This is a genomic window from Herbaspirillum sp. UBA812, from assembly GCF_002296545.1.
Lineage (GTDB): Bacteria > Pseudomonadota > Gammaproteobacteria > Burkholderiales > Burkholderiaceae_D > Herbaspirillum > Herbaspirillum huttiense.
Genome location: NZ_DBIC01000107.1, coordinates 1 through 11,717, shown reverse-complemented (window position 1 = coordinate 11,717; position 11,717 = coordinate 1). Strand labels below are relative to the sequence as shown.

Annotated in this window: 9 protein-coding genes and 1 pseudogene; 3 read left to right on the top strand and 7 right to left on the bottom strand. The window is 65.1% G+C overall.

The window, feature by feature from the left end; all coding sequences use genetic code 11:
- From B3873_RS07120 to B3873_RS07110, 3 genes and pseudogenes are all read right to left on the bottom strand, one after another.
- Positions 1-191 (bottom strand): annotated as a pseudogene (locus B3873_RS07120) (cytochrome b/b6 domain-containing protein); the annotation flags it as partial.
- A 12-nt stretch (positions 192-203) separates the two neighbouring features.
- Complete coding sequence (locus tag B3873_RS07115) at positions 204-833, bottom strand: DUF5666 domain-containing protein (RefSeq protein ID WP_286864927.1); 630 nt, start codon at positions 831-833, stop codon at positions 204-206.
- A 240-nt stretch (positions 834-1,073) separates the two neighbouring features.
- Positions 1,074-1,487, bottom strand: coding sequence for a hypothetical protein (locus B3873_RS07110; RefSeq protein ID WP_039788808.1), 414 nt, complete (start codon positions 1,485-1,487; stop codon positions 1,074-1,076).
- Positions 1,488-1,835: 348 nt separating this feature from the next.
- Here B3873_RS07110 and B3873_RS07105 point away from each other — a divergent pair, with 348 nt between their 5' ends.
- From B3873_RS07105 to B3873_RS07095, 3 genes are read left to right on the top strand one after another with little or no spacing between them, the layout of a single operon-like run.
- Positions 1,836-3,575 carry a GMC family oxidoreductase gene (locus tag B3873_RS07105; protein WP_286864925.1) on the top strand — a complete coding sequence of 580 codons (1,740 nt, stop codon included), beginning with the start codon at positions 1,836-1,838 and terminating at the stop codon, positions 3,573-3,575.
- Positions 3,576-3,606: 31 nt separating this feature from the next.
- The gene (locus tag B3873_RS07100) at positions 3,607-5,073 is read left to right on the top strand and encodes a benzaldehyde dehydrogenase (RefSeq protein ID WP_134221713.1); all 1,467 of its coding nucleotides are present in this window, start codon (positions 3,607-3,609) and stop codon (positions 5,071-5,073) included.
- Between the two features lie 57 nt (positions 5,074-5,130).
- Positions 5,131-6,039, top strand: coding sequence for a transporter (locus B3873_RS07095; RefSeq protein ID WP_286864923.1), 909 nt, complete (start codon positions 5,131-5,133; stop codon positions 6,037-6,039).
- 38 nt (positions 6,040-6,077) lie between these two features.
- On the opposite strand, the gene B3873_RS07090 is transcribed toward B3873_RS07095, so the two are convergent.
- The 4 genes from B3873_RS07090 to B3873_RS07075 all read right to left on the bottom strand — a co-directional run.
- Positions 6,078-7,994 carry a sigma-54-dependent Fis family transcriptional regulator gene (locus B3873_RS07090; RefSeq protein WP_286864921.1) on the bottom strand — a complete coding sequence of 639 codons (1,917 nt, stop codon included), beginning with the start codon at positions 7,992-7,994 and terminating at the stop codon, positions 6,078-6,080.
- Positions 7,995-8,028: 34 nt separating this feature from the next.
- Positions 8,029-8,973 (bottom strand): methyl-accepting chemotaxis protein, encoded by a 945-nt coding sequence (locus tag B3873_RS07085; protein WP_286864918.1) that lies wholly within the window; start codon positions 8,971-8,973, stop codon positions 8,029-8,031.
- 78 nt (positions 8,974-9,051) lie between these two features.
- Entirely contained in the window at positions 9,052-10,605 is a 1,554-nt protein-coding gene (locus B3873_RS07080) for a dynamin family protein (RefSeq protein ID WP_286864916.1), read from the bottom strand.
- A partial coding sequence (locus B3873_RS07075; protein WP_286864914.1) for a hypothetical protein occupies positions 10,602-11,717 on the bottom strand: 1,116 nt, incomplete at its 5' end. The genes B3873_RS07080 and B3873_RS07075, both read right to left, overlap by 4 nt.

Sequence of the window (11,717 nt, the reverse complement as noted above, 5' to 3'; positions counted from 1 at the left end):
GCCGCGAAGTGCCAGGCGATGGCGCCGCCCAGCCAGCCGCCCAGTGTCATCCAGGGAGCGAACTTGAAGCCGAAGATGGGCGAGGCGTTGTAGATGCCCCAGCCACTGCTGATCATGCAGGCGATGGCCACGGCATTGAGCCAGTGGGCAATGCGCACGGCCAGCGGATGAAGAACGGGTGAACGGGGCATCGCGGCACCTGCTTACATCGGCGGGGGGATGCCGTTCTTGCCGGCGCTCACGCTGTTGGCGGTCAGGCTGCCATCGGCGTTCTTGCGGGCGCGCACCACCACCTTGACGCCAGCGGCCAGCAGCGAGCGATCACCGGCTTCGATGCTGACCACGGGCACATCCTCGGGCACCACGATCTTCTTCTCGCCGCCCTTGTATTTCAGGGTGAGGGTGCGGCCCTGGCTGGCCACCACGTCACCCACGGTGCCATTGGTCATGGTGCTGTTGGGCGCCAGGTCGAAGGGACGATGGCCGTCGCCGGTACCGGCCATGGCGGGCGGGAAGACGTGCACTTCCAGCGCCTTCTGGGAGCCGTCCGGCTGCGGGATGCCGGCTGCGCCGATGTAGCTGCCGGGCTTGATGTCGTTGATGTCGGCAATCGAAATGGCGGCCACGCGGGTGTCCTTGTCGAGGGCCACGTTCTGCTCGGCCCCCTTGTTGGTCTTGACCACCAGCTGATCCTTGCCGACCGAGACGATGCTGCCGCGAATGCCTACCTGCGGCGGCGTCTGCGCCATGGCCGATGAAGCGATCAACTGGCTGGCCAGCAGCGCCGGGATCAGCGCGCCACGGAGAAGACGGGGCAGAGTTGTGTTAATCATGAGATATGGTCCTGAAAGACGATTTTTGAAGGGGGAGCCTGATTCTAGGCAAGCCGAAACGTCATTCGGATGACATTTCAATGACAAAAATGTCATTCTTCTCGCGCCTTGGCAGACCGCGCGCAAGCGCCCATAGCCCGCTCTGCGAGGCGGGCTATGGGTGAGGTTCGGAGGGGCTGGGTCGACGGTCTGGAAATGACCGACGGATGGCCAATGACTGGCCGGTGAATGCGCCGGAACTCAGTTGTCCTGATGCGCCCAGTTGAAGCTCAGCGAAACGGGCTTCTCACCCACGCTGACCTTGGTGGTCTTCTTGACGCCGTTGTAGACGGCAGTGATTTCGTATTCGCCCTTGGGCAGCTTGAGGTTGGTCATGGGACCGGCGGTGGCCAGGCTGAAGACGCTCTTGCCGTGAAGGTCGGCCACGTCCAGCTTGACGTTGCTGACATAGGCGCCGTCCTTGGCTTCCGAGAACAGCAGGCGCAGGTTGTAGTCCTTGGCCGCTTCACGCAGCTTGGCCTGCTCGCCGGCACCGATGCCGCCGTTCATGTAGGCGACCGTGCCCTGCATGTCCTGGGCGTGGGTCAGGGGTGCCGCCATGCCGGCGAGGCCGAAGACGATGGCGCTGATGGCGGTGATCTTGTTGATGTCCATGATGGCTCCTTGTCGTGGTTCAGGATGAAAGCGCTGCCGCTGGTGCGGACTGCCGGGAGATCCGACGGACTAACTGTAAAACTGAAAAATTAAGGAAGACTTAATGCAGACGGCGTCGGTCGCAAAAGATTCCATCGGCTGACGCAAGCTGCGTCGGTGACGTCGCCACTGGCGCAATTTGCATCACTCCCGGTGCTGCCACCGCTTCTGCGACAAGCAATAAAAGTCTTTTCTTTCAATGACTTGCAGACCATCACACGCCATCGATGAGTTTGGCACACCTCTTGCCATTGATCGGTCATTGCGTCATTCCGGACGCAATCCAAGAGACCAAGAACTGGAGACTTCATGCACATCCCATCCACTGGCGGGGACGACCTCGCCCATGGCGATCGCATCAATGCGCTGGAACAGGCGCTGATGCACGGCAAGATCGATCGCCGTCATTTCATGAAACTGGCAGCGGCCCTGGGCCTGGGCACCTCCGCCATCGAGAGCATGGCGCAGCAGGCCGAGGCCATCGCCACCAACCAGGCCGAACGCGCCAGCACGCTGCAAGGCCAGTACGATTACATCGTGGTCGGCGCGGGTTCCTCTGGCTGCGTGATTGCCAGCCGCCTGTCGGAAAATCCTGACCTCAGCGTGTTGCTGCTGGAGGCGGGCGGCAGCGATGATGCACCCAGCATCCTGGACCCGGGCGTCTGGTTCACCAATCTCGGGACCGAGCGTGAATGGGGCGACAAGTCGCTGCCGCAGCGCCACCTTCATCAGCGCACCCTGAGCCTGGCCATGGGCCGCGCCATCGGTGGTGGCAGCAGCATCAACGTCATGGCCTACGCCCGCGGCCACAAGAGCGACTATGACCACTGGGCGGCCGAAGCAGGAGATGCGGCCTGGAATTACGATCACGTGCTGGCCATCTACAAGCGCATCGAGGACTGGCAGGGCACCCCCGATCCAGCCTATCGCGGTCAGGGCGGCAACGTCTGGGTCCAGCCGGCCAAGGACCCCAATCCCATCGCGCCGGCCATGAAGCGCGCCGCTGCGGCCATCGGCATCCCCTCCTTCGAGGATCACAACGGCGCCATGATGGAAGGCCCCGGCGGATGCGCCATCGCCAACACCTCCATCAAGGATGGCCGTCGCCGCAACATGGCTTCGCATTACCTGCACCCGGTCATGCAGCGCAAGAATCTCACCGTACTGACCCGGGCCGAAGTGCTGCGCCTGACGCTGTCGGGCAAGCGTGCCACGGGTGTGGAGTTGAACTGGCAGGGCCGGCAGCGTCGCATCGGTGCCCGCCGCGAAGTGATCCTCTCGGCCGGTGCGCTGAACTCGCCCAAGCTGCTGATGCTCTCCGGCATCGGGGACGAAACCATGCTGCGACGGGCCGGCGTACCGGTGCGCCATGCTCTTGCTGGCGTCGGTCGCAATTTCATGGATCACATCCTGCTCGGCGGCTGCCTGTGGGAATACAACACGCCCGAGGCACCCCGCAACAATCTGGCCGAATGTACCTTCTTCTGGAAGAGTGACAGCAAGCTGGCCTCGCCCGACCTGCAGCCGTTCCAGATCGAGATACCGTTCACTTCCGAGGCGACGGCCAAGCAGTATCAGGTACCGCAGGCCGCATGGTCGATCGCGCCGGGCCTGGTACAACCCAAGAGCCGCGGTCATCTGGAACTGCAATCGGCGGATCCGCGTGACCGTCTCAAGATCCACGCCAACTTCCTCTCCGATCCGGCTGACGTCAAGGCGCTGGTGCGCGCCGTCGAGCTGTGCCGCGAGATCGGCAACGAGGCCGAGTTGCGCGCCTATGCCAAGCGCGAGGTGATGCCGGGCCCGCTCTCTCCCAAACAGATGGAGAGCTTCGTGCGCGACGCCGCCCTCACCTACTGGCACGAGACCGGCACCTGCAAGATGGGACGCGACCAGATGGCAGTGGTCGACAGCCAGTTGCGCGTCTACGGCATCGACGGCCTGCGCGTGGCGGATGGCTCCATCATGCCGCGCGTGACCACCGGCAACACCATGGCCCCCTGCATGATCATCGGCGAACGGATGGCCGAGATCCTCAAGCAAGCCTGATCTACTGACCTTCACAGACACAAAGGACACCATGCATACCCTCTTTGACAGCGACCAGCACTGGCACGGCAAGATCTGGTCCGATGGCTGGACCAGCGCCGCCGGCGGCCACGCCGACGTGATCGAACCGGCCACCGGAGCAGCGCTGGCCGCCACCGGCATCGGCAATGCCGACGACATCGACCGCGCCGTCACCAGCGCGGCGACGGCCCAACCGGCCTGGGCCGCCATCACTTTCAGCGAACGTGCACGCATCCTGCGCGAAGCGGCGCGACTCATGCAACTGCATGCCGAAGAATTCAATCGCTGGAACGTGCGCGAATGCGGTTCCACCACCGCCAAGGCGCAATGGGAACTGGCGCAATGCTGCGAACAGCTGCACATGGCGGCGGCACTGCCGATGCAGCCCGACGGCTTGCTGTTCCCCTCGTCCCTGCCCGGTCGCAGCAACCAGTGGCGGCAGATTCCCATCGGAGTGGTCGGCGTGATTTCCCCATGGAATTTCCCGCTGCTGCTGTCACTGCGTTCAGTGGCACCGGCGCTGGCGCTGGGCAATGCGGTTGTACTCAAGCCTGACACCCAGAGCGCAGTCTGTGGCGGCCTGTTGCTGGCGCGCCTGTTCGAGCTCGCCGGCCTGCCACAAGGCGTGCTGCACGTGATTCCCGGTGGACCGGCTGCGGGGCAGGCGCTGGTGGCCCATGCGCAGGTCGGCATGATCGCCTTCACCGGCTCGACCGCAGTGGGCCGCGCCATCGGCCAGCACTGCGGACAATCGCTCAAGAAGGTGGCTCTGGAACTGGGCGGCAACAATGCGCAAGTGGTACTGGCCGATGCCGATCTGGATGCCGCCGCCTCCAACGGCGCTTGGGCCTCCTTCCTGCATCAGGGACAGATCTGCATGCAGGCCGGCCGCCATCTGGTGCATCGCTCGGTGGCGGCGCTCTATGCCGAAAAACTGGCGGCCCGCGCCAAGGCACTGCATGTGGGCGACCCGTACCGGGGGCAGGTCCATCTGGGCCCGCTGATCAATGCGCGCCAGCGTGACCGCCTGCACGGACTGGTCACGCAGAGTATCGCAGCGGGCGCCACCCTGCTCGCGGGCGGCCACTACGATGAGCTGTTCTATGCGCCCACCGTGCTGGCCGGCGTCACACCCGAGATGCCGGTGTATCACGAGGAATTGTTCGGCCCCGTGGCGCCGATTACCGTCTTCGACGATGAACGCCAGGCCATCGCGCTGGTCAATGGCAGCCCCTATGGCCTGGCTGCCGCCGTGCACAGCCGTGACGTGGCACGCGCCACGGCACTGGGCCGCCAGCTGCGCTGCGGCATGGTGCACATCAATGATCAGACGGTGAACAACGAATTTCAGGTGCCCTTCGGCGGCATGGGAGATTCCGGCAATGCCAGCCGCTTCGGTGGCCCGGCCAGCGTGCATGAATTCACCCAAAGCCAGTGGATCAGCATCATGGACCAGCCGATTCAGTATCCCTTCTGAATACCACGCATGCACGAGTGCAGCACCCCATCACAACGATAACCAGGAGACCATTCCATGCAAGCCCTGCACCATCGCGTCCGCCCGCTGCGGCGCGCACTGCTGGCCGCCGCCAGCGCCTTGACCTTCTCGGCCGGCTGCGCCGCGGCCGCTGAAATCGCCACCGATCCGGGCGACTATGCGGCTCTACCCGCTGGCGCCAACCTGGCCCTGCTGTACGGCCAGCACACCGAGCGCAATGCCAACTATGCGAACGGCAACCGCACGGCGGGCGACTTCAGGCTGGTAACTGACATCGGCCTGGCACGTTTCGTCCACTTCATGCAAGTGGGCGATTACACCATCGATCCGCAAATCATCATCCCCTTCGGCAAGGTCGATCTGCAGACCGCCTTCGGGCCGCTCAAGCCGGTCTCGGCCAGCGGTGTAGGCGATCCGCTGGTGGGCGGGACCCTGTGGTTGCTGAACCAGCAGCAGCAACAGCGCTGGCTGGGCGTATCGGCCTTCGTCGCAGTACCGGCGGGCAATTACGATGGCAGCAAGGGACCGGTCAACGTGGGCGAAAACCGTTGGAAAGGGATCTTCCAATTGGGCTACGTCACGGCCTTGCCGGCCAATTTCATGCTGGATGTGATCGGTGAATATGCCGTCTATGGCGACAACACCAACTTCCTCGGACTCAAGCGCGAACAGGACGCTTCCTATGGCCTGCAAACGCACCTGCGCTACATGTTCTCGCCGACGACGTCACTGGCACTGTCGTGGTACCAGGATTTCGGCGGGGCGACCAGGCTCAATGGCGTCGCGCAAAATGACCGCATGAACAATGGACGCCTGCAAGCGGGCTTCTCCACGTTCGTCGCCTCGACGGTACAACTGATGGTGCAGTATGGGCAGTCCATCAAGGTGGAGAACGGTGCCAAGGAATCCAATCGCATCAACCTGCGCATCGCCAAAGTGTTCTGAAGCCTGAAGCCGTACGCGCTGGTCGTCGCCTTGCGCGATCAGCGCGATTTCTTCATCCAGCGATGCAACGTGGAGCGATTCACGCCCAGGCGCTGGGCCGCTGCCGACACATTGCCTTGCACCTCCTCCAGGGTCGCGGCCAGCAAGGCTTGATGATGCTGGCGCAAGGAAACGCCCGCTTGCTGATTCATCGCGGCGGGCGGGGCGAACTCGGCGCAGGGCTGGCGCAGCTCTGCCGGCAGATGCTGCCGACCTATCAGCTCACCCGGCTCGGCGATCACCCTTGCCAGCCGCAAGGCGGCACGCAACTGGCGGCAGTTGCCCGGCCAGGGCAATTGCAGCAGGTGTTGCAGGCATTCCGCTTCCAGTTGCGCTTCATGCAGTCCTTCGTCGGCCAGCAGGACCGTCAGCAAGCGATGCAACTGCCCGCGTTGACGCAAGGGTGGCAAGGGCAAGCGCAGTCCATCCAGGCGGAACAGCAGGTCGGCCCGAAAACGCCCTTGCGCCACCCACTGATCCAGTGGCTGGTGCGTGGCACTGAGCAATTGAAACTCCAGCTTGCGGCTGCCGGTGCCGCCCAGGCGCGTGACCTCGCGCGTCTCCAGCACGCGCAGCAGGCGCGTCTGCAATTCCAGCGGCATGTCGCCGATCTCGTCCAGGAACAGCGTGCCACCATCGGCCTGTTCCAGCTTGCCCTTGGCCCCGCCGCGTCGCGCCCCGGTAAAGGCACCGTCGGTGTGACCGAACAGTTCGCCCTCGATCAGCTCGCGCGGAATGGCGCCGCAATTGATCGCCACGAAGGGGCCCTCCCGCAGGCGGCTGCATCGATGCAAAGCCTGAGCGGCGACCTCCTTGCCACTGCCCGATTCACCGAGGATCAGTATCGGCAGTCCGGCATCGAGCGCGCGCACTGCCCGTGGCAGGGCACGCGCCACCTCTTCATCCCCGAATTCGGGGAGCGCGGCAGCAGGGGCCAGCGCCACCGATGGAGGTGCAGGCTGCAACGCGGCCGGGCGCGCCGGCTGCGGTGTATCCAGCGGTGCCATGGTCAGCGTGAGCCCGGAGCGCAAACGCCATGGCAGCAGCGGCTGATGGCCGAGGCGATCCACCAGTTCCGAAAAGCGGCCTTGGAACACATCATCGTGATGCAATCCCCTTATTTCGCTGCGCAAGTCCAGCAGGCGGCGCGCCGCCTGGTTGGCGGCCACGACTTCGCCATCTGCGCCAAAGGCCATCATGGCATTGCCCAGCCCGCCCAACGCGCCGTGGTACCAGCACATCCGCACCCGCAGTCGCGCCGGTACTGCGCGCAGCAGCGTGGCTTCGATGACGCTGGCGCTGTCCTGCATCAGCGAGAGCACACCGAACTGGGGCAAGGGCGTATCGCGCGTGACATCGATGGTGCCACGCAGTTCGCCCTGCACGCCGTAGATGGGTGCGGCGGCGCACTGGAAGCTGCCATGCTGGGCAAAGAAATGTTCTTGTCCGAACACGCCGATGGCCTGTCCCTCGGCCATGGCGGTACTCATGGCGCTGGTGCCGATGCGTGCCTCGGCCAGGTTCACACCCGGGCGCAACGCACGCTGGATCAATTCGCCACAGTGTTGCAGCGGGCCGTGCACGGCCACCGCATGGCCGTCGGCATCGGTCAGCAACAAACCGTAAGCCCCCTCGCCCAGTACACGTGCCAGCCGTTCGAATTCAGGGCGAGCCGCCTCGATCAGGTCATGGCTGCGTTCACGCAAGGACGACGCCACGCTGGGCTGGACCGGATCGAAGCTGACCGCCTCGCCAGTCCGGTAGCCAACGCCCTGGCAGCGCTGCCACGAGCGCAGCACGGCATCGGGCACCAGACCGCTGGGCAGCGTGCCTTCCTCGAAGAACAGGCGGCGTGCGGTGCGGATGCGTTCAGACTCGGCCAGTGCAGCCGAAGGCAGATGGGCGAACTCGGTCATGGTGTCTCCAGGGGATGGGATGCAGCGCTACCAATCAAGCCTGCGGGACCGCCTGCAATCCGGCGCTCGGCAGCAGACCCTGCGTTTGCAATGCCAATGCGGCGGCCACGTCGGATTGGCGCGCCAGTGCCTCATTGATGCCCCCCACGATGGCCACGCGCTTGCGCGCGCCGTCGATGACTTCGCTCATGGCCTCATGCGCCAGGCCGGCACTGCCGCGGCCCTGTGTAGCCAGCGTTGCGGCGCGCTCGGCCTCACGCAGGGCAGCGCCGGAGGACTGGCTCAGCGAGCTGGCAATCTTGCCGATCTCCTTGCTGGACTGGCCAACCCGACCCGCCAGGCGTTTGACCTCGGCGGCCACCACCGCAAAGCCGCGCCCGCTCTCGCCGGCGCGCGCCGCTTCGATGGCCGCGTTCAGGGCCAGCAGATTGGTCTGGCTGGCGATCTCGTGGATGGTATCGACGATGCCGCCGATGCTGGCTGCCTGCCCGGCCAGCGAGCGATAGGTCGACAGCGATGTTTCGATGTAGCTGCTGATGGCAGCCACTGATCGCACGGTCTGCTCGACTGCGGCCACCGCGCGATCGACGCTGCCCCCCGACTGCTTGGCCACTACACCGGCACGCGCCATGTCGGCGATGGTGCGGTCGAGCAGACTGCTCAGATCCTGCACCAGCCCGTGGAGCACTTGCAAGGCTTGCGGCGTCACAGGATACGCGTACGGTACTGCGGACAAGGGGGCGGCCGGTTCACTTGTGGCCAGTTGGGTATTGGCCAGCAGAACCTGTTCCGGCACCTGGATCGTTACCGATGGTCGCCGCGTGCCGATCAAGGCGATGGCCGCCATGGCCAGTGGCAACAAGGCTGCCAGCACTTCTTCAGCCACACCGCACGCGGTATTGAACAGGCTCCAGCTGGCCGCTGCCGTGACCACGACCGACAAGGCCACGCAGGCCCATTTGACAAGATGCATCCGCATGTTGATCTCCTCTGTTGCTCATTTGCATGCGTGCGCATGCATTTATTGTTTTGATTCCGTGATTTGCGCCGGGACGCTTCAAGGCGTGCCAAGCACTTCCGGCGGTGCAGCGCGCAGGCCGCTTTCCAGCTGCTGCAAACGCCGCCCGTGCTCATCGACAAGAGCCCGCTGCACGGACACCGCATCAGACAGTGCCGCCAACCGGGCAGTACAGTGCCCGGCCACTTCATCGGCCAGTTGCTCCAAGGCCGCCAGTACACTTTGACTCAGCGCTTCGTACAGTTTCTCGTAGGACGGCGGCAAATCGTCGGCAATGCGTTCATAGCCGCTGCCCGCAGGCAGGACCAGCGCCACCGGGGCCGGTGCGGACAGCACATGGCTGTCCAGTACGGCGCGCGCGTGGCGCTCGAAGGCGTGCATCAGTGATGCTTGCAGGCTGGCCAGTACAGTGTCCACATCGCCCGTGCCGGCGTGCTGCTCCAGCAGGGCCGGCAGGCCTGGCATCACCTCGCGCCAGGCCAGTTGGACGATGCGTGCGCGACTGGCGGGCAGTGCTTGCAGTTTGCTCTGCACCAACTGCTGCAAGCCCCGCAGCGCGGGCAGGGTCTGCCCTTGCAGAGGGGCCAGTACCGCTTCCTGCAGATGGTGCAGCAGCACTTCGGCCGGCTTGCGGTCGCGATAGGCCAGCGCCGGTGCCAGCAGGTCCGACAGTGCGGCATACAGGCGTTCGAAACCGGCACCGCGCATCGCTTCGGCATCCGCACCGGCCGTGCGGGCCACATAGGCGGACACCGACACGGGAGCCTTCAGCTGATGCAGCGCCACACCCAGCGATTGCAACTTGTCGGCGGCGCGGGCACGGACGTCGGCTTCCTGGTCGGCGCGGTTGGCGTCGGATTTGTTGCGCAGGCATTTGACGATCCGGCCATCCACCTCATCCTCATCGATGACGTCGCTACGCGTGAGCACCGGCAGCAGCGGCTTGCCACGGCGCAGTTCACGCGCCAGTTCATCGAGCTCCTGCACCTGTCCCGGCGAAGTCGAACTGGTCAGCCACAGCACCGCATCGGCGCTGTCGAGGAAACGCTGCGTGAGCGCCGCATTCTCGCCGGTGGCCGAATGCAGGCCGGGAGTGTCCAGCAGCACCAGCCCGTCGCCCAGGCAGACACCCTGCAGGCGCGCCGTGGTTTCGGTAGCGCCTTCATGGAAAGGATCTTCACTCTCCACCAGCGCCCCGTCCTGCAGATGGAAATACTGCACCGCCTGCTGGCGCTCGCGGAAGCGCTGCGCGAGAAAGTTGCATAGCGAGCTTTTACCGGCATTGAACTTGCCGAACACCAGCAGCATGAGCTTGCCCTCGAAACGCTGGGCCAGCGCACGGGCGGGAGCGAGGGCAATCCATTGTTCCTCGCGCCGGCGGGCCTGGTGGATACGGTCTTCGTGCAAGGCAGCGATGCGGCGCGCGATGGGGCTGGCCGCCTGCAGGCCGCTGGCAGGCAGCGGGGCAGCTTCAAAGGCTTGCGCTAGCGCCGCGAGCCAATCACGCAATGCAGACAGCACCGGCTGCAGGTCGGCCTCGCCCTGGCCAGTGCGGCCGATGGAGTCGATGAAACGCTGTTCTTCGCGGCTCATGCGCCCTCTCCTTCGCGCAACCGCGCCAGCGCCTGCTGCGCGCGCTCATGCGCGTGCAGCTCGGCCTGGCCGATGGCGATCTGCTGTTGCAGCGCCTGGCGGTCTTCCGACAGTTCGTAGTAGTGCAGGAAGGCCTCTTTCAATTGCGCCTGCCCTGCCGGTTCACAGAAACGGCGGCGCAGGTCGGCGCGGTATTTGATGGAGATGCCCAGCACGGCCACCATCACCGTATCGAGGCTGGCCACCGAGGTCTGCTGGCTGGCCGGCAAGCCTTCCACGCCATGCTGGATCAGGTGCGCTCGAATGGCGATGCAGGCGCGGGAATAAGCGACGTGAATGCGCGCCCGCTCGCGCTTGCCGGCGGTGAGCTTGAATTCGTCGGCGGCGGTATCGGGTACCAGCGCGGGATCGTCCCCCTGAAACTCGACGATCGGGAGCAGATCCTGATGCACTTTTTCCAGCACGGCCTGCAGCCCTTGCTCGAAATCCTGGCGTTGCTGCTGCTGGCGCTGGCGCAGCGTTTGCAGCCCGCTCTCCAGCGCAGCTTGTTGCTGCTCTACCTGCTGGCCGATCTCGGTGAAGAGCAGATTGCGTTCATGTCGGCGCGCGCCCGGCACCTGCTCCACCACTTCACGCAGCAAGGCCTGCAGCGCCGGAATGCCGCTACGCTGCAGCAGCAGCGACTTGCCGCCTTCCACGCCACTGCGGTGCCGCGTCGACGACACCGGATGCAGCGTGAGTTCTGGTGCCTGCGCCAAGATGGCGGCGCTGACCTTGGCCAGTTGCTCGTCATCGCTCATCTGGTCCACCTGCGTGAGCACGAACAGCGTCTGCCGCCGCGTGCGCTGCTGGTCTTCGCGCAGGGCCTGCAGCAGATGGCGTTCGGCCGCATCCAGTTCGCCTTCCTTGGCCGCATGCACGAACAGGCGCACATCGGCCTGCAGCCAGGTGGCTTCCTGGGCATGGCTGTCATCCTGCAGGGCGACGTCGGCGTCCAGCCCCGGCGCATCCAGCCAGCGCAGTTCGGCGTGGTGGTGTTCGGACAGCGTGACCGTCCCACGCCGGTCGGCCACCGCAAACACGTCGCGCCCCATCAGTTCGTTGAGCAGGCG

What these genes read in the sequence shown, in the direction of transcription:
- B3873_RS07095 (WP_286864923.1), top strand. Translation starts at nt 5,131, where the DNA reads ATGCAAGCCCTGCACCATCGCGTCCGCCCGCTGCGGCGCGCACTGCTG.
- B3873_RS07100 (WP_134221713.1), top strand. Translation starts at nt 3,607, where the DNA reads ATGCATACCCTCTTTGACAGCGACCAGCACTGGCACGGCAAGATCTGG.
- B3873_RS07110 (WP_039788808.1), bottom strand. Translation starts at nt 1,487, where the DNA reads ATGGACATCAACAAGATCACCGCCATCAGCGCCATCGTCTTCGGCCTC.
- B3873_RS07090 (WP_286864921.1), bottom strand. Translation starts at nt 7,994, where the DNA reads ATGACCGAGTTCGCCCATCTGCCTTCGGCTGCACTGGCCGAGTCTGAA.
- B3873_RS07080 (WP_286864916.1), bottom strand. Translation starts at nt 10,605, where the DNA reads ATGAGCCGCGAAGAACAGCGTTTCATCGACTCCATCGGCCGCACTGGC.
- B3873_RS07105 (WP_286864925.1), top strand. Translation starts at nt 1,836, where the DNA reads ATGCACATCCCATCCACTGGCGGGGACGACCTCGCCCATGGCGATCGC.
- B3873_RS07085 (WP_286864918.1), bottom strand. Translation starts at nt 8,973, where the DNA reads ATGCGGATGCATCTTGTCAAATGGGCCTGCGTGGCCTTGTCGGTCGTG.
- B3873_RS07115 (WP_286864927.1), bottom strand. Translation starts at nt 833, where the DNA reads ATGATTAACACAACTCTGCCCCGTCTTCTCCGTGGCGCGCTGATCCCG.